The sequence below is a fragment of the Hoeflea sp. EC-HK425 genome (genome assembly GCF_902498795.1).
Classification (GTDB): domain Bacteria; phylum Pseudomonadota; class Alphaproteobacteria; order Rhizobiales; family Rhizobiaceae; genus Hoeflea; species Hoeflea alexandrii.
The window spans coordinates 1,662,222-1,689,020 of the sequence record NZ_LR701572.1; the positions used below are offsets into that span (position 1 = coordinate 1,662,222).

The 26,799-nt window shown below is 62.8% G+C and carries 27 protein-coding genes; 8 read left to right on the forward strand and 19 right to left on the reverse strand.

Features of this window, described 5'->3' with window-relative positions:
• Positions 1 to 45: 45 nt before the first annotated feature.
• Positions 46 to 960, reverse strand: a complete 915-nt coding sequence (locus SPHINGO391_RS10660) for a DMT family transporter (RefSeq protein ID WP_152008810.1) — start codon at positions 958 to 960, stop codon at positions 46 to 48.
• Positions 961 to 1,084: 124 nt separating this feature from the next.
• Positions 1,085 to 1,534 (reverse strand): MarR family transcriptional regulator, encoded by a 450-nt coding sequence (locus SPHINGO391_RS10665; protein ID WP_193217256.1) that lies wholly within the window; start codon positions 1,532 to 1,534, stop codon positions 1,085 to 1,087.
• A gap of 201 nt (positions 1,535 to 1,735) precedes the next feature.
• On the opposite strand from SPHINGO391_RS10665, the gene SPHINGO391_RS10670 reads away from it, so the two are divergent.
• The 5 genes from SPHINGO391_RS10670 (at position 1,736) to tmpT (ending at position 4,323) form a co-directional block, all read left to right on the forward strand.
• Positions 1,736 to 1,987 carry a GFA family protein gene (locus tag SPHINGO391_RS10670; RefSeq protein ID WP_244615165.1) on the forward strand — a complete coding sequence of 84 codons (252 nt, stop codon included), beginning with the start codon at positions 1,736 to 1,738 and terminating at the stop codon, positions 1,985 to 1,987.
• 101 nt (positions 1,988 to 2,088) lie between these two features.
• A complete protein-coding gene (locus SPHINGO391_RS10675) occupies positions 2,089 to 2,526 on the forward strand; it encodes a YqaA family protein (protein ID WP_152008812.1) in 438 nt (145 codons plus the stop codon).
• A 73-nt stretch (positions 2,527 to 2,599) separates the two neighbouring features.
• The gene (locus SPHINGO391_RS10680) at positions 2,600 to 2,968 is read left to right on the forward strand and encodes a CidA/LrgA family protein (RefSeq protein WP_152008813.1); all 369 of its coding nucleotides are present in this window, start codon (positions 2,600 to 2,602) and stop codon (positions 2,966 to 2,968) included.
• Entirely contained in the window at positions 2,961 to 3,677 is a 717-nt protein-coding gene (locus SPHINGO391_RS10685; RefSeq protein ID WP_152008814.1) for an LrgB family protein, read from the forward strand. The genes SPHINGO391_RS10680 and SPHINGO391_RS10685 overlap by 8 nt, the downstream gene beginning before the upstream one ends.
• Before the next feature lie 10 nt (positions 3,678 to 3,687).
• Positions 3,688 to 4,323: a thiopurine S-methyltransferase gene (gene tmpT, locus SPHINGO391_RS10690; RefSeq protein WP_152008815.1), complete on the forward strand. Its 636-nt coding sequence runs from the start codon at positions 3,688 to 3,690 to the stop codon at positions 4,321 to 4,323.
• A gap of 58 nt (positions 4,324 to 4,381) precedes the next feature.
• On the opposite strand, the gene SPHINGO391_RS10695 is transcribed toward tmpT, so the two are convergent.
• The 11 genes from SPHINGO391_RS10695 to cysG form a co-directional block, all read right to left on the reverse strand.
• Positions 4,382 to 4,615 carry a formate dehydrogenase subunit delta gene (locus SPHINGO391_RS10695; RefSeq protein WP_152008816.1) on the reverse strand — a complete coding sequence of 78 codons (234 nt, stop codon included), beginning with the start codon at positions 4,613 to 4,615 and terminating at the stop codon, positions 4,382 to 4,384.
• The gene (gene fdhD, locus SPHINGO391_RS10700) at positions 4,605 to 5,450 is read right to left on the reverse strand and encodes a formate dehydrogenase accessory sulfurtransferase FdhD (RefSeq protein WP_152008817.1); all 846 of its coding nucleotides are present in this window, start codon (positions 5,448 to 5,450) and stop codon (positions 4,605 to 4,607) included. The genes SPHINGO391_RS10695 and fdhD overlap by 11 nt, the downstream gene beginning before the upstream one ends.
• A gap of 31 nt (positions 5,451 to 5,481) precedes the next feature.
• The gene (gene fdhF / locus SPHINGO391_RS10705; RefSeq protein ID WP_152008818.1) at positions 5,482 to 8,367 is read right to left on the reverse strand and encodes a formate dehydrogenase subunit alpha; all 2,886 of its coding nucleotides are present in this window, start codon (positions 8,365 to 8,367) and stop codon (positions 5,482 to 5,484) included.
• Positions 8,368 to 8,372: 5 nt separating this feature from the next.
• Complete coding sequence (locus tag SPHINGO391_RS10710) at positions 8,373 to 9,929, reverse strand: NADH-quinone oxidoreductase subunit NuoF (protein WP_152008819.1); 1,557 nt, start codon at positions 9,927 to 9,929, stop codon at positions 8,373 to 8,375.
• The gene (locus SPHINGO391_RS10715; protein ID WP_152008820.1) at positions 9,926 to 10,405 is read right to left on the reverse strand and encodes a formate dehydrogenase subunit gamma; all 480 of its coding nucleotides are present in this window, start codon (positions 10,403 to 10,405) and stop codon (positions 9,926 to 9,928) included. The genes SPHINGO391_RS10710 and SPHINGO391_RS10715 overlap by 4 nt, the downstream gene beginning before the upstream one ends.
• Positions 10,406 to 10,501: 96 nt before the next feature.
• The gene (locus tag SPHINGO391_RS10720) at positions 10,502 to 11,395 is read right to left on the reverse strand and encodes a LysR family transcriptional regulator (protein ID WP_152008821.1); all 894 of its coding nucleotides are present in this window, start codon (positions 11,393 to 11,395) and stop codon (positions 10,502 to 10,504) included.
• A 91-nt stretch (positions 11,396 to 11,486) separates the two neighbouring features.
• Positions 11,487 to 11,822: a 2Fe-2S iron-sulfur cluster-binding protein gene (locus tag SPHINGO391_RS10725; RefSeq protein WP_152008822.1), complete on the reverse strand. Its 336-nt coding sequence runs from the start codon at positions 11,820 to 11,822 to the stop codon at positions 11,487 to 11,489.
• Positions 11,823 to 11,839: 17 nt separating this feature from the next.
• Positions 11,840 to 12,334 carry a DUF934 domain-containing protein gene (locus tag SPHINGO391_RS10730; protein ID WP_152008823.1) on the reverse strand — a complete coding sequence of 165 codons (495 nt, stop codon included), beginning with the start codon at positions 12,332 to 12,334 and terminating at the stop codon, positions 11,840 to 11,842.
• Between the two features lie 20 nt (positions 12,335 to 12,354).
• Positions 12,355 to 14,025: a nitrite/sulfite reductase gene (locus tag SPHINGO391_RS10735; protein ID WP_152008824.1), complete on the reverse strand. Its 1,671-nt coding sequence runs from the start codon at positions 14,023 to 14,025 to the stop codon at positions 12,355 to 12,357.
• A 12-nt stretch (positions 14,026 to 14,037) separates the two neighbouring features.
• The gene (locus SPHINGO391_RS10740; protein WP_152008825.1) at positions 14,038 to 14,361 is read right to left on the reverse strand and encodes a DUF2849 domain-containing protein; all 324 of its coding nucleotides are present in this window, start codon (positions 14,359 to 14,361) and stop codon (positions 14,038 to 14,040) included.
• A gap of 10 nt (positions 14,362 to 14,371) precedes the next feature.
• Positions 14,372 to 15,817: a siroheme synthase CysG gene (cysG, locus tag SPHINGO391_RS10745; RefSeq protein ID WP_152008826.1), complete on the reverse strand. Its 1,446-nt coding sequence runs from the start codon at positions 15,815 to 15,817 to the stop codon at positions 14,372 to 14,374.
• A 180-nt stretch (positions 15,818 to 15,997) separates the two neighbouring features.
• On the opposite strand from cysG, the gene SPHINGO391_RS10750 reads away from it, so the two are divergent.
• From SPHINGO391_RS10750 to mazG, 3 genes are all read left to right on the forward strand, one after another.
• Positions 15,998 to 16,600: a nucleoside deaminase gene (locus tag SPHINGO391_RS10750; protein WP_152008827.1), complete on the forward strand. Its 603-nt coding sequence runs from the start codon at positions 15,998 to 16,000 to the stop codon at positions 16,598 to 16,600.
• Positions 16,601 to 16,682: 82 nt separating this feature from the next.
• Positions 16,683 to 17,105 (forward strand): GFA family protein, encoded by a 423-nt coding sequence (locus SPHINGO391_RS10755; RefSeq protein WP_244615166.1) that lies wholly within the window; start codon positions 16,683 to 16,685, stop codon positions 17,103 to 17,105.
• A gap of 157 nt (positions 17,106 to 17,262) precedes the next feature.
• Positions 17,263 to 18,084 carry a nucleoside triphosphate pyrophosphohydrolase gene (mazG, locus tag SPHINGO391_RS10760; protein ID WP_152008828.1) on the forward strand — a complete coding sequence of 274 codons (822 nt, stop codon included), beginning with the start codon at positions 17,263 to 17,265 and terminating at the stop codon, positions 18,082 to 18,084.
• A 55-nt stretch (positions 18,085 to 18,139) separates the two neighbouring features.
• On the opposite strand, the gene hflX is transcribed toward mazG, so the two are convergent.
• The 6 genes from hflX to SPHINGO391_RS10790 all read right to left on the reverse strand — a co-directional run bounded on the left by hflX (position 18,140) and on the right by SPHINGO391_RS10790 (position 26,684).
• Positions 18,140 to 19,558: a GTPase HflX gene (hflX, locus tag SPHINGO391_RS10765; protein ID WP_193217257.1), complete on the reverse strand. Its 1,419-nt coding sequence runs from the start codon at positions 19,556 to 19,558 to the stop codon at positions 18,140 to 18,142.
• On the reverse strand, positions 19,533 to 19,781 hold the full coding sequence (hfq, locus tag SPHINGO391_RS10770; RefSeq protein WP_152008829.1) for an RNA chaperone Hfq: 249 nt from the start codon (positions 19,779 to 19,781) through the stop codon (positions 19,533 to 19,535). Before hfq ends, hflX begins: the two co-directional genes overlap by 26 nt.
• Before the next feature lie 379 nt (positions 19,782 to 20,160).
• Complete coding sequence (locus SPHINGO391_RS10775; RefSeq protein WP_152008830.1) at positions 20,161 to 21,630, reverse strand: potassium transporter TrkG; 1,470 nt, start codon at positions 21,628 to 21,630, stop codon at positions 20,161 to 20,163.
• A gap of 4 nt (positions 21,631 to 21,634) precedes the next feature.
• The gene (trkA, locus tag SPHINGO391_RS10780; RefSeq protein WP_152008831.1) at positions 21,635 to 23,011 is read right to left on the reverse strand and encodes a Trk system potassium transporter TrkA; all 1,377 of its coding nucleotides are present in this window, start codon (positions 23,009 to 23,011) and stop codon (positions 21,635 to 21,637) included.
• Positions 23,012 to 23,065: 54 nt separating this feature from the next.
• On the reverse strand, positions 23,066 to 24,430 hold the full coding sequence (locus SPHINGO391_RS10785) for a sigma-54 dependent transcriptional regulator (protein ID WP_152008832.1): 1,365 nt from the start codon (positions 24,428 to 24,430) through the stop codon (positions 23,066 to 23,068).
• On the reverse strand, positions 24,420 to 26,684 hold the full coding sequence (locus SPHINGO391_RS10790) for a PAS domain-containing sensor histidine kinase (protein ID WP_152011523.1): 2,265 nt from the start codon (positions 26,682 to 26,684) through the stop codon (positions 24,420 to 24,422). The genes SPHINGO391_RS10785 and SPHINGO391_RS10790 overlap by 11 nt, the downstream gene beginning before the upstream one ends.
• Positions 26,685 to 26,799 lie beyond the last annotated feature (115 nt).

A 26,799-nucleotide genomic window follows, 5' to 3' on the forward strand; every position in this document is an offset into this window, starting at 1 on the left:
TCACGGAGGCCTGACGAGGAAGGCCTTCGTGATCGCGTCTTGCTGCTAAAGCATGGCCTCGCCCGGCGCCGCGGTCGACACTCTGGCAAGTGCCGCCTCCTGCCGCTTGCGCTTGCGTTCACGCAGGATCGTGTAAATGCCGGTCGCGATGATGATGCCAGCACCGACAAGCGTGTAGCCATCGGGGAATTCGGCAAAGACGAGCATGCCGATGAAGGTGGAGAACACCAGCCGCGAATAGCGGAACGGCGTAACCACCCCGATCTCGCCGATGCGGGTCGCTTCGGTCAAGGCCCAGTAGGCGCCGACGCCGACGACGACCGCGCCGGTGAGATAGCCAGCCTCGCGCGGGCTCGGAACTTCGGCGCCGCCGGTAAATGCCAGCAGCGCGGCGCCCGAGACGCCCACGGCGAAAAAGCCCCAGGCCGACAATTGCAACGAGGAGATGGATTTCGGCACCTTCCGGCTTGCCAGGTCCCGCACCGCCAGCCCGATGACGGCCAGCACGCCCCACAGGGCTGCAGGCTCGAACCCTTCCAAGCCAGGACGGATCACCAGAAGCACCCCGCAGAAACCGATCAGGATCGCCGTCCACCGCCGCCAGCCGACCGCTTCGCCCAACACAAGTGCCGCGCCCATGGTCACCAGGAGCGGCGTTGCCTGCAGGATCGTGGTCAGCATCGCCAGCGGGATCAGCGTCAGGGCGGTGACGAAGCAGAGACCGCCGACGATCTCGCTCAGGTTTCTCAGCAGCACCGCAGGATGAAAGAAGCCTCGGGACATCACGCTCGTCCCATTCAGCCGTGCATAGACAGCGAAGATCAGGGCGCCGACAAAGCCCAGGACCGCAAGGATCTGCCCCACCGGCAGCCCCGACGCGGCAAGCTTGATGAACATGTCCTCGGCGGCGAAACCTGCCATTCCGAGCACCATCAGAATGATGCCGCGCATATTGTCCATGAAAATGCCTCCCGGCTGACCTCGGTATCGTTGTGGCGCGATGACTCGCAAGCGCCAACGTGCGCCTGGCGTGCCTATCCGGTTTGAGGGATCGGTGAAACCCTCGTTGAGGCCGGAGCGGGCATTATGTCTGCGGATTTGTTCCGGGTGTGCGCATCGCATTCACGATGCGCCCCAGCATGCTCAGGAACAGCTCCCGCTCGGCGGCGGGCAGCCCCTCGAGCACTGACTGGTTGACCTCGGCGGCAGCGTCGACGGCTTCGGCCCGAAGCGTCCGCGCCGCATCGCTCAGCGCCACGATCTGCGCGCGCCTGTCGTCGGGATGCGGCATGCGCTCAATGAGCCGGTCGCGCTCCATGCGCGCAAGCGTGTTGGCCATGGTCGCCTGCTCGACGCCAAGCCGTGCGGTCAACTGACGCTGGGTCTGGCCGTCCTCGGCCCACAACTCGCTCAGCACCAGGAATTGCGCCGCCGACAGCCCGAGCGGCGCCAGGCGGCGCTGCAGTTCGGCGCCGTAGAGCCTGGCCAGTTCAGCGGCGAGAACGCCGGCCGCACGTGTTCTGTCGAAGTTCATGATGTCTTCTAGCATCAAATAGCATGCTATTCAATATACCATAGCATGCTATTCAATAGCGGGTCATCAGACAGCCATTTATCCGTTATGTTGTTGATATAAAACGCAAATGAGTCAAACGGCCTTGTCTGCAGTTTGCCGGCTGAACCGGACGCGGATCCTACCTGAGCTTCGCGCACTGTTCCGAAGTCACAGTGACGTGTGAAAGATGAGGCCTGGACCTGGCGCGTCACAGCCGACAGCGGCAACGACAAGATCCACGCCTTCTGCCCCAAGTGCGGCACGCCGGTCTATCTCAGCTTCGTCGCCATTCCGGAGCTGTTTACGGTTACGGCCGCCAGCCTGGACGATCCCGGCCTGTTTGTTCCGCAAGCACTGACTTACGCTATCCGCGCCCAATCCTGGGACAGGATCGACCCCGCCCTGCCCGCCTTTGAGCGCATGCCGGGATAAAACCTGGGGCCATGGTCCTGACCGGTGTTTCCATCGCCGGCCGGGGCCTGTAGGCAGGATGGGCGCGCAATCGCCGCGCCGTCCGACAGAGGTCCGCCCGCATGACCGATCTTGCCGCCTATGGCAGCCTGTTTCTTGCCGCCTTCCTCGCCGCCACGCTTGTTCCGGCGCAGTCGGAAAGCGTTCTCACCGGGCTGATCCTGGCCGGCGGCCAGCCGGTCGCGGCCCTTGTCGCGGTGGCGAGTCTGGGCAACATATTGGGCTCCGTCCTCAACTGGCTGATCGGCCGCGGCATCGAGCGGTTCCGGACGAGGCAATGGTTCCCCGCAAGCCAGGCGCAGCTGGAACGCGCCCAGGCGCAGTATCAGCGCTTCGGCTACTGGTCTCTGCTTCTGGCCTGGGTGCCGATCATCGGCGATCCACTGACGTTGGTGGCAGGCATCATGCGCGAACCGCTGTGGCGGTTTGTGATCCTGGTCTCGATCGGCAAGGTCGGACGCTATGCCGTGCTGGCGGCCGGGGTGGGCGTGTTCAGATAAAACGGTTGGGGCGCCGCCAGGGAATCTGGCAGTATCGCAAGACAAGCCCCCCTCGCCTCACAGGTGTCCGCCCATGCTGTCAGCCCTCACCCTCATCCTGACCTGCCAGCTGATCGGCGAGCTCGTCACCCGGTTTTTCGGCCTGCCGCTTCCCGGGCCGGTGGCGGGCATGGCGCTGTTGTTTGCGTTGCTGGTCATTCGCGGCTCGGTGCCCGAGACGGTTGGCGCTCTGGGCGATGCGCTCTTGAAAAACCTCTCGCTTCTGTTTGTGCCCGCAGGTGTCGGGGTGATGGCGCATCTGGGACTGCTCGGCCAGGATCTGCTGCCGATCGCCGTGGCGCTGATCGGCTCCACCGTGGCCACCATCGCCGTGACCGCGCTGTTGATGAGCTGGCTTGCACGCAACTCCCTGAGCCCGGAGGCGACGAAAGCCGATGACTGATTTCACTGAAGTCTGGGTCTATCTCAGCGCCAGCCCGCTTCTGTTCCTGACGCTGACACTGGCCGCCTTCCAGGCTGGCAGCTGGCTCTACCAGCGCTCCGGTCACAAGCCGTTTCTCAACCCTGTGATGACGGCGGTGATCCTGCTGGTTGCTATCCTGACGCTGACTGAGACGCCCTACCCGGCCTATTTCGAAGGCGCGCAGTTCGTCCACTTCCTGCTCGGACCCGCCACCGTGGCGCTGGCGATCCCGCTCTACCGGCAGTTCGACCGGGTCAAGCGTTCGGCGCTGGCGCTGGTCACGAGCATTCTTTGCGGCTCGCTGACGGCGATCGGCACTGCCGTCGTGCTTGGCTGGGCTCTCGGCGCCAGCCGCGAGACATTGCTGTCGCTGGCGCCCAAATCGGTGACCGCGCCCGTCGCCATGGGCATCACCGAGCAACTGGGCGGCCTGCCGTCGCTGACCGCGGTGCTGGTGATCCTGACCGGGATCCTGGGCGCCGTGATCGGCCCGATGCTGCTCAACCTGTTGCGGATCAGGGACTGGCGCGCCCGCGGCCTGGCGCTGGGCACCGCCAGCCACGGCATCGGCACGGCCCGCGCCCTGCAGGTCAATGAACTCGCAGGCGCATTCTCCGGGCTCGCCATGGGGCTCAATGCCTTGGCGACGGCGATCCTGCTGCCGGTGTTGTGGCGGGTGTTTTTCTGAGAGGACAGGCATGGAACACGACTTCTGGCATGACCGCTGGGAAAGCGGCCGCATCGGCTTTCACGAAGGGGAGCCGAACAGGCTTCTGGTGGCGCATTTCCCCGCCCTCGCGGTTCCCGATGGCGGGCGCGTGTTCGTGCCGCTATGCGGCAAGACCCGCGACATCGGCTGGATTCTGTCGCGCGGCCACCAGGTGGTTGGCGCGGAACTTAGCGAGTTGGCAATCCGGCAATTGTTTGAAGAGCTTGGCGTGGAGCCCACGATCTCGGACATGGGCGCGCTCAAGCGTTACAGCGCAATAGACATCGAGATTTTCGTAGGCGACATCTTTGCCCTGACCCCTGAGATGCTCGGACCTGTTGACGCCGTTTTCGACCGCGCGGCGCTGGTGGCCCTGCCCGAGGAGATGCGGGCAAGCTATGCCACACATCTCGTTGACCTGACCGGCGCCGCGCCACAACTTCTCGTCTGTTTTGAATATGACCAGCGCCTGCAAAGCGGTCCGCCTTTTTCGATCACACAGGACGAGGTACGCCGACGCTACTCTGGCGTCTACGGAATCAGCGAACTGGTGCGCCAAAAACTGAGGGACGGTATGAAGGGAATTCCCGCTTGGGAAAGCGTCTGGCTGCTTACCCCGCATTGACCTTTTCGGCCTTTTGGGCGAAATCAGGTGCCCCGGCATACCGACTGCTGGCAGTTGCCTATTGTGAGCCCTTCGCCAACTCCGGCCGCCGGATCTTCTCCAGCGCCGCCACCACCATCGGCTTGAAGCCCTCGGTGCTCTGATCGGCGATCTCGAACAGCTGCGCGCGCATGCGCGGGTCCCAGAACTTGTTGATGTGGTCGGCCACGCCCTCGATCTGCTCGCTCTCCGGCTGCGAGGCGAAGAAGGTGGCGATCTGGTTGGCCTGGTAGCGCAGTTTGTCAGGCGACATCGCTTTCAACTCCTTGGTCTATCCGGCCTGTTGTTATGCGATCGGGCCGGGTGAAAATCTCGTAATCCGCGCCGCGGGCGATGCCGACCAGCGTCAGGCCGGAGGCTTCGGCGGTCCGCACCGCAAGCGCGGTTGGCGCTGACACTGCGATCAGCAGGCCGGTACCGGCGATCACCGCTTTCTGCACCATGTCGACCGAGACACGGCTGGTGATGATAATGGCGCCGTCAGACGCGCTTGTGCCGGAGCGCGCAACGGCGCCGATCAGCTTGTCGAGCGCATTGTGGCGGCCGACATCCTCGCGCACGCAAACCATGCCCTTGCCCGGGTGATAGAAACCGGCAGCGTGCACCGCGCCGGTTTCGGCGCGAAGCTTCTGATGCATCGACAGCGACCGGACGGCCTCGCGGATATCGTCGCTGCCAAAAACCAGCTCCACCGCCTTGCGGTCCGGCAGGGATCTCAGCGCTTCCTCGATCGATTCAATGCCGCAGAGGCCGCAGCCGACCGGCCCGGCCATCTTGCGGCGGCGGGCGGAAAAGGCCGCCTGCAACCCTTCCGCCAGCTGCATCTGGATGTCAAAGCCCTGATCCGCCTGGATGATTTCCATCGACACGATGTCCCCGGGCGCGCGGATGATGGCTTCCGACAGCGCAAAGCCGATGCCGAAATCCTCGAGATCATCCGGCGTCGCCATCATCACCGCTTGTGTTGTACCGCCAAAGGACAACGCCACCGGCACCTCCTCGGGCAAGGCCCGCGAACCCGGCGTGGCAACCCCTGCTCTCACCGCAATGCGGGGGGCGATCGCTGTGCTGGGAATGGCTTTCGCCATGTCGGTTCCTCCCGGCTGCCTGACCCCGCTGCTATTCGGCGGGCTCAAGCGCGTCCTCTTTGGCAATCCGCCGTGACTGCGCGGCTTGCGCCTCGTAATCCTGCTGCCAGATGGTCGGACCGTTGGATGGCGACACCTGCACCGCCGTCACCTTGTATTCCGGGCAGTTGGTGGCCCAGTCGGTGAAATCGGTGGTGATCACGTTGGCCTGGGTGCCTGGATGGTGGAACGTGGTGTAGACCACGCCGGGCGCCACGCGCTCGGTGATGGTGGCGCGCAACGCGGTCTCGCCCGAGCGGCTGGCGAGCTTGACCCAGTCATCCTGGTGAATGCCGCGCTGTTCGGCGTCATGCGGATGGATCTCAAGCCGGTCCTCGCCGTGCCAGGCGACGTTCTCGGTTCGGCGTGTCTGCGCGCCGACATTGTACTGGCTCAGGATGCGGCCGGTGGTGAGCAGCAGCGGGAAGCGCGGGCCGGTGCGCTCGTCGGTCGCCACATACTCGGTGCGGATGAACTTGCCCTTGCCACGCACGAAGCCATCCAAATGCATGACCGGCGTGCCGTCAGGCTTCGCCTCGTTGCAGGGCCACTGCACCGAGCCCTTCTCTTCCAGCAGCTGATAGGTGACGCTGGCGAAGCTCGGCGTTGTGGCGGCGATTTCATCCATGATTTCAGAGGGATGCGCATAGCTCCAGTTCAGCCCCATGGCCTGCGCCAGGTGAAGCGTCACTTCCCAGTCGGCTAGCCCGTTCTTCGGGCTCATCACCTTGCGCACCCGGTTGATGCGGCGCTCGGCATTGGTGAAGGTGCCGTCCTTCTCAAGGAAGGTCGACCCGGGCAGGAACACATGGGCGTAGTTGGCGGTCTCGTTCAGGAACAGGTCGTGGACGACCACGCATTCCATCGCCTCGAGCCCCGCCTTGACGTGCTTGGTGTCGGGATCGGACTGCAGGATGTCCTCGCCCTGAATGTAGATGCCGCGGAAGGTGCCGTCGACAGCCGCATCGAGCATGTTGGGAATCCGAAGGCCCGGCTCGGGGTTGAGCTCGACACCCCAGAGTTTTTCGAACACGTCGCGGACTTCCGTTCCGGAAATATGCCGGTAGCCGGGCAGTTCGTGCGGGAACGAGCCCATGTCGCAGGCGCCCTGCACGTTGTTCTGGCCACGGAGCGGGTTCACGCCGACGCCGGGACGGCCGATATTGCCGGTGGCCATCGCCAGGTTGGCGATCGCCATCACCGTGGTCGAGCCCTGGCTGTGCTCGGTCACGCCAAGACCGTAATAGATCGCGCCGTTGCCGCCGCGGGCATAGAGCCGTGCCGCGCCGCGCAGTTCCTCGGCCGGCACGCCGGTGTAGACCTCGGTGGCTTCCGGCGAATGGGCCGGATCGGCGACGAAGCTCGCCCAGTCCTCGAATTCCGACCAGTCGCAGCGCTCGCGAATGAAGGCCTCGTCAAACAGGCCCTCGGTGACGATCACATGGGCGAGTGCGGTGAGCACGGCGACATTGGTGCCGGGCTTGAGCGGCATATGATGGCTGGCCTCGACATGGGCCGAGCGCACCAGGTCGATGCGGCGCGGATCGATGACGATGAGTTTCGCTCCGGCCCTGAGCCGCTTCTTCAGCCGCGAAGCAAACACCGGGTGGCCGTCGGTCGGATTGGCGCCGATGACGATCACCACATCCGTGTGTTCGACCGAATCGAAGTCCTGGGTACCGGCCGAAGTGCCGAAGGCCTTGCCGAGGCCGTAGCCGGTGGGCGAGTGGCAGACGCGGGCGCAGGTGTCGACATTGTTGTTGCCGAAGCCGGCGCGCACCAGCTTCTGCACCAGGAAGGTCTCCTCGTTGGTGCAGCGCGACGAGGTGATGCCGCCGATGGCGCCCTTGCCGAACTGGTACTGGATGCGCCTAAACTCTTTCGCGACATGAGCAAAGGCCTCGTCCCAGCTGACTTCGCGCCAGGGATCGGTGATCTTATCGCGCACCATCGGACTGGTGATCCGGTCCTGATGGGTGGCATAGCCCCAGGCGAAGCGGCCCTTGACGCAGGAGTGGCCGCGATTGGCCTTGCCGTCTTTCCACGGCACCATGCGGACAACTTCCTCCCCGCGCATCTCGGCCTTGAACGAACAGCCGACGCCGCAATAGGCGCACGTGGTGACCACCGAATGTTCCGGCTGGCCGATCTCGATCACGGATTTTTCCTGCAGCGTCGCCGTCGGGCAGGCCTGCACGCAGGCGCCGCAGGAGACGCATTCGGAATTCATGAAGCTCTCGTGCATGCCGGGCGAGACCCGGCTTTCAAAGCCCCTGCCCTCGATGGTGAGCGCAAACGTGCCCTGGACTTCCTCGCAGGCCCGCACGCAGCGCGAGCAGACGATGCATTTGGACGGATCATAGGTGAAATAGGGATTGCTCTCATCCTTCGCCATGTAGCGCGGATTGGCTTCGCCGTTCTGCCGCGCCTTGACATGGTTGTCGCCCTCATAGCCGTAGCGGACGTCGCGCAGACCGACGGCGCCGGCCATGTCCTGCAATTCGCAATCGCCATTGGCGGCGCAGGTCAGGCAATCGAGCGGATGGTCGGAGATATAAAGTTCCATCACGCCGCGGCGGATGTCTTTCAGCCGCCCCGTCTGGGTATGGACCACCATGCCTTCGCTGACCGGCGTGGTGCAGGAGGCCGGCGTGCCGTTGCGGCCCTCGATCTCGACCAGGCAGAGCCGGCAGGAGCCGAAGGCGTCGACCATGTCGGTGGCGCAGAGTTTCGGTACCTGGATGCCTGCTTCCGTCGAGGCGCGCATCACCGAGGTGCCTTCCGGCACTTCGATGGTGTTGCCGTCGATGACGAGCCGCACGGTCTTTTCAGCCTTCGATGCCGGGGTGCCGTAGTCAATTTCCTGGATCAACGTCATCTTGTTCACTCCGCGGCCTGGGATATCTGGGCAGGACGAAAATCATCGGGAAAATGCGTGAGCGCGCTCATAACCGGGTATGGCGTGAAGCCGCCCAGCGCGCAGAGCGACCCGAACTTCATCGTGTTGCAAAGATCTGTCATCAATGTGATCTGGCTTTCGGGCTCGATCCCGGCGCGGATCTTGTCCGCGACCTCGACGCCGCGGGTGGAGCCGATACGGCAGGGCGTGCACTTGCCGCAGCTTTCCACGGCACAGAATTCGAAGGCGAAGCGCGCCTGCTTGAGCATGTCGGCGGTTTCATCGAACACGACGATGCCGGCATGACCGATCAGCCCGTCCTTTGCGGCGAAGGCCTCGTAGTCGAACGGCGTGTCGAACAGTTCGCGCGGGAAATAGGCGCCGAGCGGTCCGCCGACCTGCACCGCCTTGACCGGGCGCCCGGTGGCGGTGCCGCCGGCGATCTCGTCAACCAATTCACCCAGCGGCATGCCGAAGGCAGCCTCGAACAGCCCACCATGCTTGACGTTGCCGGCGATCTGCACCGGAATGGTGCCGCGTGAGCGGCCCATGCCGAAATCGCGATAGAAATCAGCGCCCTTTTCCATGATCACCGGCACGGAAGCGAGCGAAATGACGTTGTTGATCACCGTCGGCCGGCCAAGGAAGCCTTTATGGGCGGGAAGCGGCGGCTTGGCGCGGACGACGCCGCGGCGGCCTTCGAGGCTTTCGAGCAGCGCCGTTTCCTCGCCGCAGACATAGGCGCCCGCGCCGACGCGGATTTCCATGTCGAAAGCATGATCTGAGCCCAGCACCGCGTTACCGAGAATTCCGGCCTCGCGTGCAATCTCGACAGCACGGTTCATCACCCGGATCGCATGCGGGTATTCCGATCGCAGGTAGACGTAGCCCCTGGTGGCGCGGGTTGCGATGCCGGCGATCACCATGCCCTCGATCAGCACGAAGGGATCGCCCTCCATGATCATGCGGTCGGCGAATGTGCCGGAATCGCCCTCGTCCGCATTGCAGACGATGTATTTCTGTTCGCCTTCGGCCTCCAGCACCGTCTTCCACTTGATGCCGGTCGGAAAGCCGGCGCCGCCGCGGCCGCGCAGGCCCGACTCCGTCACTTGGGCAACGATTGCCTCGGGCGCCATGGCGACCGCAGTGGTCAATCCGGTCAATCCACCATGATCACGGTAGTCCTCAAGCGAGAGCGGATCGGTGATGCCGCAGCGCGCAAATGTAAGCCGTGTCTGACGCTTGAGAAACGGCAGCTCTTCCGGCGCGCCGAGCGAGAGCGGGTGATCGCCACCCTCGAGCAGGCCGGCTTCAATGAGGTTGTCGACGTCGGAAACTTTGACCGGACCGTAGGCCACCCTGCCCTTGCCGGTCTCAACCTCGACCATCGGCTCGAGCCAGTAGAGGCCGCGCGACCCGTTGCGGACGATCTCGGCGTCGATATCGCGCGCCTTGAGCGCTTCCGCCATCCGCATGGCCAGCCTGTCGGCGCCAAGCGCGACGGCGCCGGAATCGCCGGGAATATAGATCTTCACGCTCATGCCTGCACCGCCTTCGCCAGTTCATCGACCATGGCGGTATCCAGCCGTCCGATCACCTCGCCATCGACCATCGCCGCCGGCGCACAGGCGCACAGTCCGAGGCAATAGACAGGTTCAATGGTGACTTCGCCGTTGGCGCTGGTCTCGTGCCAATCAAGGTCCAAAAGCCCGAGAAGCCTTTCGGCCAGTTCGTCTCCGCCCATCGACTGGCAGGCCTCCGCCCGGCAGAGCTTGATGACATGCCGGCCCGCAGGGGCCTCGCGATAGTCATGATAGAAGCTGACGACGCCGTGAACTTCGGCTCGCGACAGGTTGAGGCCTCTTGCAATCACCGGCAGCGACGCCTGCGGAACGTAGCCGAACTCGCGCTGTATATCATGCAGAATGGGAAGCAACGGCCCCTCGAGCGGCTTCAACCGCCCGACAATCGCCTCTGTTCGCAAGGCAATTTCGGTGTCTGCACTGCGTGATTCCATCCCAAATCCCTCCGACGGCATGACAGCGGGGCCACTAGGCCGGGAACAAGTGCTTGAATCAAGGGATGATATTCGTTGTGCGATAGAAAACTTCTATCAACCGGACAGGGTTTTCGCAAACACCCTGGCTTCATGCAGCAAGGCGGAGACGATCGGCGTATGCGGCTCGCGTGGTGCTGCGATCATGCCGACGATGTGGTGCGCGTCAGGCTCGACGATCGGAATGGACCGGATATCGCCGCCAAAGCCAAGCGTCTCGGCCAGATTGACCGGCATGATCGAGGCCCATTTGCCGGTGCGAATGTGGGAAAACAGAACGATCATCGAGTTGGATTCCAGCGTCGGCTTGGCCGTCGCGCCCGCCTCGGTGAGGTGCTGGTTGATGATCCGCCGGTTCTGCATATCCGGCGTGAGCAGGCAGAGCGGCAGCGTCGCGACCTCAGCCCAGGTCACAGCCTCGCGGTCAGAATATTGCTGGCCTTCCGATGTAATCAATTGATATCGTTCGGCATAAAGCGGCACGGTTGCCACACGGCCCGTTGGCTCGTTCTCCAGATAGCTGATGCCGACGTCGATTTCGAAGTTCTCCAGCCGCGAGAGCACCTGGTAACTGGTGCAGGACGTCACAGACAGGGTAACGGCGGGGTGTTTTTCGGTAAAGGCCACCGTCAGTTCGGTGACCATGTGGGTGGCTGTCGGGATGACCGCGATGCGGGCGTGGCCGGACAGCCCCTTGCGGGCTGCCTTCATCTCTTCACGCATGGTACGAGCATCACCGACGATGCGACGGGCCCATTCAAGCACCCGTTGACCCTCGGGTGTCAGCCCCTGGAAACGCGAACCGCGCTGCACGAGCGTGACGCCGAGCTGATCCTCAAGCTGTTTGAGAGACGCCGACAGCGTCGGCTGGGTCACACCACATTCTTCCGCGGCGCGGCCGAAGTGCCGCTCCCGCGCCAAAACGATGAAGAATTCGAGTTTGTCGATCATGAAAACAAGATTCGCATGGCGAGCATGCCTGGCGCAAGCTCATCAAGCGACGCTTCCATGTCGGGAATACGCGGCTTCCGAATGGCAATATTCAGGCGGCAGCGCGGTCGCCGTCCTCGGTGCCCGGCGCCAGCGTCACCTCAAGCCCGTCGAGCTCAGCGCTCATCAGCAACTGGCAGGAGAGCCGCGAATTGTCGCGCACGTCAAAAGCCTGGTCGAGCATGTCCTCTTCCTCCGCCTCGATCGGGTGCAACTGATCGGTCCAATCGGCGGCAACGTGGACATGGCAGGTGGCACAGGCGCAGGCGCCGCCGCACTCGGCCTTGATGTTGAGCCCCCAGTCCCGGATGATTTCCATGACGCGGAAGCCCTCAAGCGCCTCAAGCGTGTGGCGCACTCCGGCCTGGTCGGTGACGTGGATCTGCATGCTGAAGTCTCCCCGGATCAGCCGTTCAGGATAGCGGTGCGGCGCCAGCTGTAGCCGGTCCCCGCATCGGTCTTGTCCGCTGCGGGCTGGTAGTGCAGGTCAATGCCCGGCAGACGCTTTTCGACCAGCCGCTCGATGGTCGGGGCATGATGGACCTCGAAACTGTCAAAGCCGGTCCGAAGCATCAGCGGCACCTGGTCGAGCAGCACCGTGCCGACCGCGCGCAGTTCTCCGGTGTAGCCGAGCCGCTGTCTCAGCAGCATGGCCTGCGAAAAGCCGCGCCCGTCGCTGAACGCCGGGAAGGTCAGCGCGACGATGGCGACGCTCTCGAGGATCGGCGCCAGAGCCCGCGCATCGTCGGCGGGCTGCAGCACCACGCCGAAGGGCGCATTGTCCTGAGAATATTCGAGCGCCTCGGCCAATGGCAGCAACTTTGGGGCATCCGCTCCGGTTACGTCCGAAACCCAGGGATCGTTTTCGACGATCCCGTTTTGTGTCCAAATGACAGTCATGTCTGTTCTCCGCGCCTCTGTCAGGCGGCTTCGGCTTCGCTGTTGTAAAGCGCAGCCTTGAAGGGACCGGCGCCAATGCGCCGATAGCACTCGATAAAGGTCTCGGCAGCACCGGTTCGGTTGGCGAGATAGGTGTCGACGATGGTCTCGATCGCATCGGTGAGCTCGCCGGGCTCGAAGCCGCGGCCGGTGATCTGGCCGATCGAGGCGTTTTCGTCGCCCGAACCGCCGAGCGAGATCTGGTAGAGTTCCGCGCCCTTCTTCTCGACCCCCAAAATGCCGATGTGGCCAACATGGTGATGGCCGCAGGCGTTGATGCAGCCAGAGATCTTGATCTTCAGTTCGCCGATCTCGGCCTGCCGCTTGGGATCGCCGAAGCGGTTGGAAATCTCCTGCGCCACCGGGATCGAGCGGGCATTGGCCAGCGCGCAATAATCCAGCCCCGGGCAGGCGATGATGTCGGTGATCAGGCCTGCATTGGCCGTCGCCAGGCCGTCGGTCAGCAGCGCCCGGTAGAGCGGCTCGAGATCGGCCAGCGCGACATGCGGCAGCACCAGGTTCTGCTCGTGGGTGACGCGGATCTCGTCATGGGCGAATTCCTCGGCCAGCCGCGCCACCGCATCCATCTGGTCGGCGGACGCATCGCCCGGAATACCGCCGATCGGCTTCAGGGAGATCGTCACCATGGCGTAATCCGGATGCCGGTGGGGAGCGACGTTGCGGCCGACCCACTCGGCAAAACCGGGATCGGACTTTTTCCAGGCGGCCAGTTCGACCCAGCCCTCGGCGCGCGGCGCGAGCGCCGGCGGCGCGAAATAGGCGTTGATCGCGGCAATATCAGCGCCAGGCAGCTTCAGCTCGCCATCCTTGAGATGAGCCCATTCCGCCTCGATTTCCGCGCTCAATTGCTCGACGCCGGTTTCATGCACCAGAATCTTGATCCGCGCCTTGTACTTGTTGTCGCGGCGGCCGTGCAGGTTGTAGACCCGCATGATAGCCGTGGTGTAGCTCAACAGATCGGCTTCGGGCAGGAAGTCCCTGATCTTCTTGGCCAGAATGGGCGTCCGCCCCTGCCCGCCGCCAATCCAGACGGCGAAGCCGAGCCGGCCCTCAGCGTCCTTTTTCAGCTGCAGGCCGATATCGTGCACCTGGATCGCCGCGCGGTCACGCTCGGATCCCGTCACCGCGATCTTGAACTTGCGCGGCAGGAAGGAAAATTCCGGATGCACCGAGGACCATTGCCTGAGGATCTCGGCATAAGGGCGCGGATCGGCGACTTCGTCGGCGGCCGCACCTGCGAAATGATCGGCGGTGACATTGCGAATGCAGTTGCCCGAGGTCTGGATCGCGTGCATCTCGACCTCGGCCAGCTCCTTCAGGATCGCCGGCATGTCCGAGAGCGCCGGCCAGTTGTACTGGATGTTCTGGCGCGTGGTGAAATGGCCGTAGCCGCGGTCATAGGTCCGGGCGATACGGGCGAGCTTGCGCATCTGCCGGCTGTTGAGCGTGCCGTAGGGAATGGCGACCCGCAGCATGTAGGCATGAAGCTGCAGATAGACCCCGTTCATCAGCCGGAGCGGCTTGAACGCATCCTCGGAGATCTCGCCCGACAGCCTGCGCGCAACCTGGTCGCTGAACTGGTTGACGCGCGCTTCCACGAAGGCGTGGTCGAATTCATCGTAACGGTACATAGGGCTAGGTCCTTAGGCGGCTTGCGAGACCCGCGCGGCGGAGGCCGGCGCGTAGTCGATTGTCGGTCCATCGGCGCGGATGCGCTCGCGCAGCCGGTAGGGCCGCGGTCCGCTTTCGGTTTCCTCGATCTCGATCACGTTGACATCGACCACGCGGTTGTCGGCGAGCGCTGTCTGGCCAGCCGCTTCAATGGCTGCGACGGCATCCTCGTGGCGCGCCAGGAAAGCGTCCTTGAGCGAGGTGGTCCATTCGCCACTGGCGCCAAGCCAGACGGAGATGCCGTCGGTCAGGCGGTTGGCGGTGAGAACCTTGGTCTTGGTCTGCGTGGTTTTCATCGAGGCCTCCTCAGGCGGCTTGGGTTCTGGTGGCGGGCGCAACGTTCGGCTGGCCGGCGGCAATGGGTGTGGAATTGTCGAAGCTGGCGCCGGCGACGGCATCGCCGATGACGACCATGACCGGCCCGGCAAGCTCGCGGCGGTGCTCCAGCGCCGGCAGATCAGCGAGCGTGCCGTGAAACAGGCGCTTGTCGCCGCGCGAGGCGTTCTCGACGATGGCGACCGTCATGTCGTGTGGCAGTCCCGCCTCGATCAGCCGTGTGGCAACGCTGGCAGCCACGGTACGGCCCATATAGACGCAGAGCGTGGCGCCGGAGACGGCAAGCCGGGCCCAGTCCGGCAGCGCCGCACCGGTCAGATCATGGCCGGTGGTGAAGACCAGCGACGAGGCCACGCCGCGCAAAGTGAGCGGCAGTTCGAAATCGGCGGCGGCAGCAAGGGCGGACGTGATACCCGGGACGATCTCGAAGGAGACGCCTGCGTCCCTGAGGGCCGCCATTTCCTCGCCGGCGCGGCCGAAGACCAGCGGATCGCCAGACTTGAGCCGGACGACGCGCTTGCCCTCACGACCGAGCCTGACCAGAAGTTCGTTGATGTCGTTCTGGCTCTTGGAATGGCAGCCTTTGCGCTTGCCGACCGAGATCCGCTCGGCGTCCCGGCGGCCAAGCGCCACGACCGTTTCCGGCACCAGCGCATCGTAGACGATCGCGTCGGCTTCCATCATCGCACGCTGGGCCCGCAGTGTCAGCAGATCTTCCGCACCGGGACCGGCGCCGACCAGCCAGATGTGACCGGGAACCGTTTCACGGCCGCGCAACATGCGGGTGGCGGCGCGGCGGGCGAGTGAAATGTCGCCATTGTCGACGTGGGTGGCGACATCCGCCTCGAAGAAGCGGCGCCAGAACACCCGGCGCGCCACGCCGCGCGGCAGAAGCCGGTCAACGGCAATGCGGTAGTCCTGGGCAAGACGGGCGAGCGCGCCGAGCGAGGGCGAGAGCATCTGGTCGACGCGGGCGCGGATCATCTGCGCCAGCACGGGGCCTGCGCCTTCCGTGCCGATGGCGATCGCTACCGGTGCGCGGTTGACCAGCGCCGGGGTAAGGAAGTCGCAGTATTCCGGCTGGTCCACGGCGTTGGCCGGGATCCGGCGCGCGCGGGCCTCGACAACGATGGCGCGGTCCTGAAACGCATCGCCGGTGGCGGCAAACACAAGCGTCGCATCGTCCATCTGGGTGGGGGCATAGGCTGCCATCACCGGCTCGATACCGAGGCGGGCCAGGCTGTCGACGAGTTCGGCTTCAGGGGAATCGGCATAGACGGCGATATGAGCCGAGGTATTGGCGACCAGCCGCGCCTTGGCCGCGGCCTCGGCGCCGTTGCCAAAGATCGCCACCTTTCTCGCGTCCACCCGCATGAAGGCGGGGAATGTGGTCAGTTGCGCCGATTGCGTCGCCATTTGGGTCAATCTCCTGAGTTGAAGCCATTTTCAGGAATTCGACGAAGCAAATGAAGGAACAAACATGTGCCGTTTGGGGTGAACTGATATTCTTTTACCTCTTAATTCGGGTTATGGAGAAAGCGTAACCGCGACGCTTCAAAGCTCATGCGGTCGGACAAAACATACGGACCCCCCAATATGGAGATCAAGGAAAACGCGGACCTGGCGAGCAGGCTGCTCAATGTAATGGAACACGACATTCTGCCGCTGACGGAAAAGGGCGTGGCTGGTGGCAACAAGGTGTTCGGCGGCGCGCTTCTGCGCAAGTCAGACCTTTCGCTGGTGATGGCCCAGACCAACAACGAGACCGAGAACCCGCTGTGGCACGGCGAAGTGCACCTGCTCAAATGCTTCTACGAGCACCCGGTGTCCAAGACCGAAAAGACCAAGGACATGATCTTCCTGTCGACGCACGAACCCTGCACAATGTGCATGTCGGCCATCGCCTGGGCGGGGTTCGACAATTTCTACTATTTCTTCAGCCACCAGGACTCGCGCGACAGCTTTGCCATTCCTCACGATCTGAAGATGCTCAAAGAAGTCTTCGGGCTCGAGCCCGGCGGCTACAACCACGACAACGCGTTCTGGCGCGGTCGGGGCATCTTCGATGTAATCGCCTCCCTGCCCGACGATCAGGCGCAGCCGCTGCTCGACCAGGCCAGGCGCATCCGCGACCGTTACGCGGATCTGTCTCAGGCCTACCAGGCGAGCAAGGACGACAACGCGATTCCGCTGAACTGAGGCTTTTGAACCGGCCCGGCAGTTCGGGCCGGTCAACCGCCATCGAAGAACAACATCATCTCCGATCCGGGACACGACCATCATGACAAGACCCATGTCCGGACCCATGTCCGGCTCCTGCCTGTGCGGTGCCGTCCGCTTTGAAATCCTTGGCAAGCTCGAGAGCTTCTTTCTCTGTCACTGCCGGCGCTGCCGAAAGGATACGGGATCCGCGCATGCGGCAAATCTGTTCTCGACTTCCGCCACGCTCGACTGGATATCCGGCCAGAACCTGGCAAGGACCTTTCGGCTCCCCGGTACGCGTCACCAGAAAAGTTTCTGTACGGACTGCGGCTCAGCACTTCCCTATGTCGATGCCGGCACCGGCCTGCTGGTGGCTCCCGCCGGAAGCCTTGACGATCCGATCGACATTCGCCCCAATGCGCATATCTGCGGCGACAGCCGGGCCGAGTGGGACCATGATCTTGAAGACATCACCGTGCTTGCCAGTCTGCCGGGCTCCTGACCGCAAAGAGTGAAACAGCCGACCAGGTGACCGGCAGGCTACGCCATGCTGCCTACCGCATGACGCGGCTCAAGCAGCTGAGGACTGAGTTGTGGACAAAGCAACCGACCGCGGCTGAACAGTCGCGGGCGTCACACCACTGAGCTAATGTCCGGGGATGAAACCATCACGCGATATTTCCGGTCTGATAGAGATCATGGCGGCGCTCCGGCAGCCCGAAACCGGATGCCCCTGGGACATCAAGCAGGATTTCAATTCGATCAAGCCCTATACGATCGAGGAGGCCTACGAGGTCGCCGACGCTATCGAGCGCAAGGACTACGAGGATCTCTGCGAGGAGCTCGGCGACCTGCTCTTGCAGGTGGTGTTCCACGCCCGCATGGCTGAAGAAGAGAACCTGTTTTCATTTGGAGACGTGGTCGATGCGATCACCCGAAAGATGATCCGCCGGCACCCGCATGTGTTCGAGCGCTCGGACGCCGACACGCCGGACAAGGTCAAGGCGCAATGGGCCGAGATCAAGGCCGCGGAGAAAGCTGAACGTCAGGCACGCCGCACTGCCAGGGGATTGCCAGAGACAGAGACGCCGGGGCAACTGACAAGCGTTCCGCGCGCCCTGCCCGCGCTGATGGAAGCGCTGAAACTCCAGGAAGCGGCCTCACGCGTCGGTTTCGACTGGGGCGCCGCCGGGCCGGTGCTCGACAAGATCGAGGAGGAGATCGCCGAATTGCGCGCCGAGATTGCCAGCGGGCGCAGCGAAGAAGCGGCGGACGAACTGGGTGACGTCATCTTCGCGGTGGCCAATCTGGCCCGGCACCTGAAGACCGATCCTGAACACGCGCTGAGGACCACCAACACCAAGTTCCGCACCCGCTTTGCCTATGTCGAGGCGGAACTTGCAAAACAAGGCAAAACTCCCTGCGAGGCGACGCTCGACGAGATGGAAGCGCTCTGGCAGGCGGCAAAATCTTCAAGCTGACAACGGCCTTATGCCGCGATCTGAAGGTGCGTGTCCCGGTTGGTCGATACGGGCTCTAAAAATCCACCTCAGGCTTCGGCCCCAAACCCAATTGCCGATCAAGGTCATTGCTGTCGGACACCGTGAATTCCGCGGTGATTTCAACAGAGCCATCTTCGTGGTCGATCCGCTCCTTGACCCGGCCACGCTCATAGATCCAGGACATGACCGGCAGCTGGCCCGATGACAGCCGCACGGTGCGCATCACCAGTTCGCCCGATATGCGGGTCTCGATTGCTGCAAGGAGGGTATCGACGCCCTCCCCCTTGAGCGCCGAAACGACAATCGCCTCGCCCGAGTTCGCGCGGGCCCTGAGGGCTTCGGCCGCCTCGGGTTCGAGCAGGTCGACCTTGTTCCAGACTTCAAGCATGCGCTTGGGCTGGTTCTCGGCGACACCGAGGCTTTTCAGGATCGCCTCGACGTCATCCGCCTGTGATGCGCGGTCCGGATCGGCCATGTCGCGTACATGCAGGATCAGGTCGGCCTCGACCACCTCTTCCAGCGTTGCACGGAACGCTGCAACCAAGTGCGTCGGCAGGTTCGAGATGAACCCCACCGTGTCGGAAAGGATGACCATGGCGCCATGCGGCAGCTTCATCCGCCTCAGCGTCGGGTCGAGCGTGGCAAACAGCATGTCTTCAGCCAGCACTTCGGCACCGGTGATACGGTTGAACAGCGTCGACTTGCCGGCATTGGTGTAGCCGACAAGTGCGACGATCGGATGCGGCACCTTCTTGCGCTTTGCCCTGTGCAACTGCCTTGTGCGGCGAACCTGCTCGAGTTCGCGCTCGAGCTTGACGATACGCTCCTGCAACAGCCGACGGTCGGCCTCGATCTGGGTTTCGCCCGGACCGCCCATGAAGCCGCCGCCGCCGCGCTGGCGCTCAAGGTGGGTCCAGCTGCGCACCAGACGTCCGCGCTGATAGTTCAGATGCGCCAGTTCAACCTGCAGAACGCCTTCCTTGGTGGAGGCGCGGCGGCCGAAGATCTCGAGAATGAGACCGGTGCGGTCAATCACCTTGACCTTCCACTCGGTTTCCAGATTTCGTTGCTGAACCGGAGTGAGCGGGTGATCGACGATGACCAGTTGCGATCCGGTCTGATCGATCAGCGCCTTGATCTCGAGCATCTTGCCCTTGCCAAAGAGCGTCGAAGGCCGGGGATCGGAAATCGGCACGATCAGCGCTTCGGCAACCTTCAGGTCGATGGCGCCGGCGAGGCCGATCGCCTCTTCACGGCGATTGGCGTCGGGCCGCTTGACCACGTTGGTGCCGTCAGGCCCGCTGCCGGGCGCAGCATTGCGCGTGCGCAGCGTCGGCACGAGTACAACGGCGCGCGTGACGCCGGACTTGCCGTCCGCGTCGATGAAATTACCGGAGCTGTCAACAGTTTCGATTTTGGTTGTCCTGTCAGGCGCCGTTTGCGGCGTCCTCATTTTCAAACATCTGCACAGGCTGGCTCGGCATGATGGTGGAGATCGCATGCTTGTAGACAAGCTGCGAATGGCCATCGCGTCTCAACAGGACACAGAAATTGTCAAAAGACGTGACCACACCGGTCAATTTCACCCCGTTGATCAAGAAGATCGTCAGGGAGATTTTCTGCTTCCGAACCGTGTTGAGAAAAAGATCCTGCAGGTTTTGTGAACGCTCCGCCATTGCGCCTTTTCATCCGTCTTTTTCTTGCCTGCTTCCGCAGGTCATTACCGCACCAGTTTAGTCCTTGATGGCAAACGCCTTCTTCACAAAAGAAAGAAGGCGCGTCGCAGCCGAAAAGGCTTACGTAGCGTCAAGACCCGAACATTCCCACTCCCTCTGACAGTCAGATATGATCGTCTTGCCGCTGACAGAAATTTGCTCGTCCGAACAGACGACAGAAGACCATTGTTGTGCAGTTTTGTAAACACTTGTTTTTGCGGGCACAGATCGCTTTCGCTTTTTCCTGTTTCGCAAAGGTTGCCGGATTGGCGTGCGGCACACACGAGAATTGGCCGCAAGCACTCGTGGTCTTGCAACACAATGCAACCGGAAACCCTGCTTACCTGCTCATCCAGTAGCGGATATTGAGGACTGCGAAGACAATCATCACCTCGAGCCGCCCAAGGGTCATGATCACCACCGCCGATATCTTCGCCGATACCGGCAGGGCCTGGAACTGCGGCCAGACCTGGTTCTCGGGTGCGGTCACATAGGCAGGTGGTATCAGGGCCTCATAGACCGGACCGGCGTTGGAAAAGAACGCGATGGCCATGGTGAGACCGCCCTCGAAATCCGTCGCCTCGAAAGTCAGCGCCATGGCGCTGAAGGCGACGATGAGCAGCGACAGCGAGAAATAGGTCCAGATCGCCCGCATGCTGTTTTCGTTGATGACCTGACGACCGAAATGCAGGTTGGTGACGCTGCTGGGGTAGATGAGCTGGTTCAGCTCACGGGCTGAATGAACCGCCATCGCAGCCACACGGTAGACCTTGAAGCCGCCGGTGGTCGAGTAGATGCCGCCGCCGACCAGAATGATCATCAGCACGACGATATCGGGCCACAACGCGATCACACCCGGCCGGCTTTCGATGCCGCTTGTCGCGACCAGCGATGTCGATGCAAGCAGGCTTTCAACGAAGATCGGCCCCAACTCGGCGCCGCCCGAGACTGCCGACAGTCGCGCCGCATAGAGAACGGCAACACCCAGAATGACGATAACGATGACCATCACCTCTGGATTTCCGGAGAAAAACTGTGCCGGCGTCCGCAGCAGGCGCCGGCGCCAGAAAACGCTGATCGTGCCGATCATCAACCCGATCGTCAGTACGAGCTGGGCCATAGGTCCCGCGTGATTTTCAAGAGCACCTTCGAAGGGAAGGAAGCCGCCGGTGGCAATGACGATCATCGACAACATCGCCGAATAAGGTCCGCTCACGCCCGCCAGCATCAAACCGACGAATATCACGAAGGTGATCAGGATGTACTGGCCGAGCACCTCACGGAAATCTCCCAGATCAATGGTCATGTTGCTGGCATTGCCGGTGATGACACGACGGTCACCGGCCGGCAGGCCACCAAACCCGCCCGGGGCCAGCACATGGATGATCGACAGCAGGGTCAAAAAACCCCCATACCATTCGATCGAGGCGCGCCAGAACAGGATTGCCTGGGGCGCGGTTTCCCGCGAAATGAGCGTTGCGCCCGAGGTTGTGAGCGCCGAGACCGCCTCGAACCAGGCATCAATCCAGCTCAGTCCGGCAAGCGTCCTGAAAGAGACCGCGGCGACCATCGGCACCAGCACCCACATCGCGACGAGCGCGAGGTAACCCGAGGCCCGCCCCAGAGGACGCTTGAACCCGGAAATCGAGCCCAGAACCATCAAGGCGGCAAAGACGCCGAGCGCACCGACCAGCAGCATCGACAGAGCAAGGTCACGCATGCCGTCGGCGATCGCGAACAGCACCGCCGGCACGATGAGCGCGAACAAGCCCGCGACCGCGACTGCCAGGACGTGCAGGATACCGAGCATGAGCTCAGAAGAACTCGAGGCTTACGCGGAACATCTGCTCCACATGCCGCACGGATTCGAGCGCGGCGAACATTACCACCCGGTCCTTCGCCTTGATCTTCAAGGACCCGTTCGGGCGCAGGACCTGCTTGTCGCGATAGATCGCCCCAATCCGGACGCCGTCGGGCAGATCGAGACTGCGCAGCGGCTTGCCGACAAGCGGAGAGGTTTCCAGCGCTTCGGCCTCGATCACCTCGGCGGCCCCCTTTTGCACCGAGTAGACCGCCCGGATACGGCCGCGGCGGACATGCTGGAGAATCCGCGAAATGGTAACCGCGCGCGGATTGATATGGGCGTCGATGCCAAGGGTCTTGGTGAAGGTCTGGTAGGAGGGGTTGTTGATCAGCGCCAGGTTGGCCTTGCAGCCAAGCCGCTTGGCCATCACCGAAGACAGGATGTTGACCTGATCATCATTGGTCAGCGCCACCATCAGGTCGGCATTCTGGATATCTGCCTCGACCAGAATGTTCTGATCCAGCGACGAGCCGTTCAGCACAACCGTGCGGGACAGGGAATCGGCGATCGAGACAGCCCTGCCCCGGTCGGCCTCGATGATCTTGACCTTGGTCTTGGGCTGGCGTTCCTCGATGGCGGCAGCGACGTAGTAGCCGATGTTGCCGCCGCCGGAGATGACGATGCGACCCGCCTCCTGCTCCTCGTGGCCGAAAAGGCCAAGCGTGCGGCGGACATGGTCACGGTCACACACGACATAGGCCAGATCGCCGGTTTCGAGCTGGTCGGTGGAATGCGGCACGAACAGTCGCTCATTGCGCCAGACGCCCACGACGGTCGCCATCAGGTCGGGAAACAGCTCACTGAGCTGCACCAGCGGCGTGTTGACCACCGGGCAATCTTCCAGACACTCGATCGCCACCATCGCCACCTTGTCGTCGGCAAATCGGACCGCGTCTGTGGCGCCCGGCAGCGCGATGCGGCGCAGCACCATCTGACCGACCTCGACTTCCGGCGAGATGATGACGTCGATGGGCATGTGGTCGCGCGAAAAAAGATCGGCCCAATGCGACTTGAGGTAGGATTGGGCGCGGATACGGGCAATCTTGGTGGGCACATTAAAGATCGAATGGGCGACCTGGCAGGCCACCATGTTGATCTCGTCATAGAGCGTGACCGCAATGATCATGTCGGCCTGGTCGGCGCCGGCCTGGGCGAGCACATCGGGATGAGCGCCGTGACCGACATAGCTGCGGACATCGAGCGTGTCGCGGATGGCCTGGACCAGCGTGGCCGACGTGTCGATAACAGAGACATCGTTGTCCTCGGATGCCAGCCGTTCGGCAATGCCGTAACCGACCCGTCCCGCACCGCAGATGATGACCTTCATTGTCGACCCCTATAGCGTCATTGACACGATGCGGCCTGAACCGCTTCGTGCCGCTTATACGCCAAGCGATTTCAATTTGCGATGCAGGGCGGACCGCTCCATCCCCACAAATTCCGCTGTCCGTGAGATATTGCCGCCAAAGCGGTTGATCTGGGCGATCAGATAATCACGCTCGAACAGTTCGCGGGCTTCCCGCAGGGGAAGCGTCATGATGTGGTTCGAACCGGCGGCCGATGCCTTGGGCAGCATGTCGGAGACATCGTCTGGCAACATGTCTGCGCTGATGACGGTCTCGGGACCATCGGAACGGGCCAGGATCATCAATCTTTCCATATAGTTGCGCAACTGGCGGATGTTGCCCGGCCAGGTGTGGGCCTGGATCACCGCCAGCGCATCGTCGCCAATGCGGCGATTGCGGATGCCTGCCTGCTCGGAAATCTGGCGCATGAAGGTATCGACCAGAAACGGAATGTCCTCTCGCCGCTCACTGAGCGAGGGCACGCGCACGGGCACCACGGCCAGCCGATGGTAGAGATCCTCGCGGAATTCACCTGCGGCAATCAGTTCCTCGAGATTGCGCGCGGTCGAGGACAGGATGCGTACATCCACCTTGACCCGCTTGGTGCCGCCGACCCGTTCGAACTGCTGATCGACCAGGACCCGAAGGATCTTGCTCTGGGTACCGCGCGGCATGTCGGCCACTTCATCAAGATAGAGAATGCCGCCATGGGCTTCCTCCAGTGCACCGATCTTGCGCTCGTGGCTTGCAGCACTTTCGGTGCCGAAAAGCGCGACTTCCATGCGTTCAGGCGTAATCGCCGCCGCATTGAGCACCACGAACGGCCCGCCGGCGCGCGACGACTTGCGATGGATCAACCGCGCCACCAGTTCCTTGCCGGAGCCGGAAGGGCCGAGAATCATCACCCGGCTGTTGGTGGGAGCAATCTTGTCGATCGACTGCTTGAGCTGGGAGACGGAGACAGAAGTTCCAATCAGCTCGACCGGATCACCGGAGCGCTTCTTGAGCTCGGTGACCTCCCGCTTGAGGTTCGAGGTCTCGAGCGCGCGCTCGGCGACAAGCAGCAGGCGGTCGGCCTTGAACGGCTTCTCGATGAAATCATAGGCGCCGCGCTGGATGGCGGACACCGCGGTTTCGATGTTGCCATGGCCGGAGATCATCACCACAGGAAGATCGGGATAGCGGGCCTTGATCTCGTCAAGCAGCGCCAGCCCGTCGAGCCGGCTGCCCTGCAGCCAGATGTCGAGAAAGATCAGCCGCGGAACACGGTCGGAAATCGCGGCCAGTGCGGAATCGCTGTCCGCTGCCGTGCGGGTTTCGTGACCTTCATCATCCAGAATGCCGGACACGATATCGCGTATGTCGGCTTCGTCATCAACGACCAGAATGTCAGACGCCATCTGCCGGCTCCCTTTCGTTTTCTTCTTGTTCTTCGCTGATTTGCGCGTCCACCGGTAAGCGGACCGTTATCATCGCACCCCTGCCCTCGTCGACGTCGGCCGGTGCGTCGCGCAACTGGATCGTACCGCCATGATCATCAATGATCTTCTTGACGATGGCGAGGCCGAGGCCGGTGCCCTTGTCGCGCATGGTCATGTAGGGCTCAAGCAGCCTGTGGCGGTTTTCACCTGGCAGACCCCGGCCATTGTCGATGATGTCAATCACGTATTCGCGTTCATCCGGAGACAGCGACGCCCGCAAGATGATGATCTTGCCCGAGCGCTCCTGATCGGACGGAACGGCATCGATTGCTTCGGTGGCGTTCTTGACGAGATTGCCGAAGGCCTGACCCAGCATGCGCGGGTCGAACTCGCCTTCGAGCGGAAAGTCCGGAAATTCATTGCTGAAATCGATGTCGGAGCGGCTGACCTCGCGCAGGAACGCCGCGTCCTTGAGGATGTCGCGCAGATCCGTGCGTACTTTCGATGGCTTGGGCATGCGTGCAAAGGACGAGAACTCGTCGACCATCCGGCCGATATCCTCAACCTGGCGGACGATCGTGTTGGTGCACTGGTCGAAGACGGCGCGGTCTTCGTCGGGGATCTGCTTGCCGTAGCGGCGACGAATTCTCTCTGCCGAAAGCTGAATCGGCGTCAGTGGATTCTTGATCTCGTGCGCAATCCGCCGGGCAACATCGGCCCAGGCCGTCGAGCGCTGGGCAATCACCAGGTCAGTAATGTCGTCAAGGGTAACGACAAAGGATTCAAGCCCGTCATGGCTTTCCTCACGGGTCACTTTGACGTTGAGTGTCCGCTCCTTGCCTGCCCGGTTCAGCGTGACCTGAGCGATGGCAGCGGTTCGCGGTCGCATCGAGGCCTCAGCCATGACGGTTTCGAACTCCGGCGCCAACTGGGTGAAATGATGGTCTATGACCTCGGCTTCGCCGCCGCCAAGGATCTCGCAGGCCGAGCGGTTGGCGATGGTGACCGCGCCATTGTGATCGACCCCGACGACACCGGCGGACACACCCGACAAAACCGCTTCGGTAAAGCGCCTGCGGTCGTCGATCTGGTCCTTGGCCGACAGGATCTCGTCGCGCTGGGTGCGGATCTGCACGATCATGTTGTTGAAGGTCTGCGCCAGCGACCCGACATCGCCATCGGAGGCGTGCACCGGCACGACCACATCCAGATTGCCGCTTGCGACATCGTCGGAGGCGCCGATAAGCACGCGGATCGGTCGCACCAGTCGATCAGCCACTGCGATCGCGGTCCAGATTGCCGACAGCAGCACGATAAGGGCAAAACCCAGGTAGAGAATGCCGAAGGCGAGCTGCAGCGATGTTCTGCCCTCCTCCAGGGTCTGATACTCCTGCGTTGCCTCTTCCATCAGCCGCATCGACCGCATCACCTCGGGATCGACCACGCGCACGGTGTAAAGCAATGCACCGCTGATCTGCTGCAGCGGCATCAAGGCGCCGACCAGATTGGTCACGCCGGGTGGAATCAGCGTCGGCTGCCCCTTGACCGCATCCCTGAGAGCCTGTTCGGGCACGGCCGGAAGCGGCCGCTCGGTTTCAATATCGGCCTGAACGATGACACTGCCGTCCTGACGAACCAGAAACGCCCCCAAGAGACCGCGTCCAGTTGCTTGCCGCGTCATGAACTGGGTGAAGCCCACCCGGTCGAGTGAATAGAGCGAGCGGGCGTTATCGAGATCATTGGCCATCGACACCGTCTGGCCCTGCAGGAAGCGCGCATTTTCCAGCACATAGGCCTGCGCCACCGAGAGCGACGAATTGACGATGGATTTGGTACGGATCGAAAACCAGCGGTCGAGCCCGACATCAAGGGTAATCGAAGCGACTATGGCGACCAGAATGGCGGGCAGGATCGCCACGATCGAGAACAGGCCGACCACGCGGATGTGCAGTTTGGCTGCGGCCTTGCCCCTGCGTCGCGCCCTGAGCAGCGATCGGATTTCGAGGAACACCAGCGTTACAAGGCCGATGACGAAAACAAGGTTGATCACTACGGCGGCGAGAACCACCTGGTCTACCGGCTCGATCGGGGTCAGTCCGAGAAGGATCGCAAAGGAAACAAGGGCACTCAGGAATGCCGAGACGACAAGTGCGATCCCGGGAAGCGTGAACAGGTTGCGCCGTCCCGGTGCCTGACCTTCACCGGTCGGACCATCCGGGCTTGCCGGGTCCATTGAGGAACCGGCGGCATCGCCCTTGCTGTGGACCATGCCGGCATCGGCCGGTCCGGTCGCGGTGTCGATTGCCATGTGTTGCGTGCCATCCCAATTGCGCTCGAACCCAACCGTT

Excerpts from the sequence above, each read along its gene's own strand:
- SPHINGO391_RS10660 (WP_152008810.1), bottom strand. The coding sequence starts at position 960 with ATGGACAATATGCGCGGCATCATTCTGATGGTGCTCGGAATGGCAGGT.
- SPHINGO391_RS10665 (WP_193217256.1), bottom strand. The coding sequence starts at position 1,534 with ATGAACTTCGACAGAACACGTGCGGCCGGCGTTCTCGCCGCTGAACTG.
- SPHINGO391_RS10675 (WP_152008812.1), top strand. The coding sequence starts at position 2,089 with ATGACCGATCTTGCCGCCTATGGCAGCCTGTTTCTTGCCGCCTTCCTC.
- SPHINGO391_RS10680 (WP_152008813.1), top strand. The coding sequence starts at position 2,600 with ATGCTGTCAGCCCTCACCCTCATCCTGACCTGCCAGCTGATCGGCGAG.
- SPHINGO391_RS10685 (WP_152008814.1), top strand. The coding sequence starts at position 2,961 with ATGACTGATTTCACTGAAGTCTGGGTCTATCTCAGCGCCAGCCCGCTT.
- tmpT (WP_152008815.1), top strand. The coding sequence starts at position 3,688 with ATGGAACACGACTTCTGGCATGACCGCTGGGAAAGCGGCCGCATCGGC.
- SPHINGO391_RS10695 (WP_152008816.1), bottom strand. The coding sequence starts at position 4,615 with ATGTCGCCTGACAAACTGCGCTACCAGGCCAACCAGATCGCCACCTTC.
- fdhD (WP_152008817.1), bottom strand. The coding sequence starts at position 5,450 with ATGGCGAAAGCCATTCCCAGCACAGCGATCGCCCCCCGCATTGCGGTG.
- fdhF (WP_152008818.1), bottom strand. The coding sequence starts at position 8,367 with ATGACGTTGATCCAGGAAATTGACTACGGCACCCCGGCATCGAAGGCT.
- SPHINGO391_RS10710 (WP_152008819.1), bottom strand. The coding sequence starts at position 9,929 with ATGAGCGTGAAGATCTATATTCCCGGCGATTCCGGCGCCGTCGCGCTT.
- SPHINGO391_RS10715 (WP_152008820.1), bottom strand. The coding sequence starts at position 10,405 with ATGGAATCACGCAGTGCAGACACCGAAATTGCCTTGCGAACAGAGGCG.
- SPHINGO391_RS10720 (WP_152008821.1), bottom strand. The coding sequence starts at position 11,395 with ATGATCGACAAACTCGAATTCTTCATCGTTTTGGCGCGGGAGCGGCAC.
- SPHINGO391_RS10725 (WP_152008822.1), bottom strand. The coding sequence starts at position 11,822 with ATGCAGATCCACGTCACCGACCAGGCCGGAGTGCGCCACACGCTTGAG.
- SPHINGO391_RS10730 (WP_152008823.1), bottom strand. The coding sequence starts at position 12,334 with ATGACTGTCATTTGGACACAAAACGGGATCGTCGAAAACGATCCCTGG.
- SPHINGO391_RS10735 (WP_152008824.1), bottom strand. The coding sequence starts at position 14,025 with ATGTACCGTTACGATGAATTCGACCACGCCTTCGTGGAAGCGCGCGTC.
- SPHINGO391_RS10740 (WP_152008825.1), bottom strand. The coding sequence starts at position 14,361 with ATGAAAACCACGCAGACCAAGACCAAGGTTCTCACCGCCAACCGCCTG.
- cysG (WP_152008826.1), bottom strand. The coding sequence starts at position 15,817 with ATGGCGACGCAATCGGCGCAACTGACCACATTCCCCGCCTTCATGCGG.
- SPHINGO391_RS10750 (WP_152008827.1), top strand. The coding sequence starts at position 15,998 with ATGGAGATCAAGGAAAACGCGGACCTGGCGAGCAGGCTGCTCAATGTA.
- SPHINGO391_RS10755 (WP_244615166.1), top strand. The coding sequence starts at position 16,683 with ATGACAAGACCCATGTCCGGACCCATGTCCGGCTCCTGCCTGTGCGGT.
- mazG (WP_152008828.1), top strand. The coding sequence starts at position 17,263 with ATGAAACCATCACGCGATATTTCCGGTCTGATAGAGATCATGGCGGCG.
- hflX (WP_193217257.1), bottom strand. The coding sequence starts at position 19,558 with ATGAGGACGCCGCAAACGGCGCCTGACAGGACAACCAAAATCGAAACT.
- hfq (WP_152008829.1), bottom strand. The coding sequence starts at position 19,781 with ATGGCGGAGCGTTCACAAAACCTGCAGGATCTTTTTCTCAACACGGTT.
- SPHINGO391_RS10775 (WP_152008830.1), bottom strand. The coding sequence starts at position 21,630 with ATGCTCGGTATCCTGCACGTCCTGGCAGTCGCGGTCGCGGGCTTGTTC.
- trkA (WP_152008831.1), bottom strand. The coding sequence starts at position 23,011 with ATGAAGGTCATCATCTGCGGTGCGGGACGGGTCGGTTACGGCATTGCC.
- SPHINGO391_RS10785 (WP_152008832.1), bottom strand. The coding sequence starts at position 24,430 with ATGGCGTCTGACATTCTGGTCGTTGATGACGAAGCCGACATACGCGAT.
- SPHINGO391_RS10790 (WP_152011523.1), bottom strand. The coding sequence starts at position 26,684 with ATGGACCCGGCAAGCCCGGATGGTCCGACCGGTGAAGGTCAGGCACCG.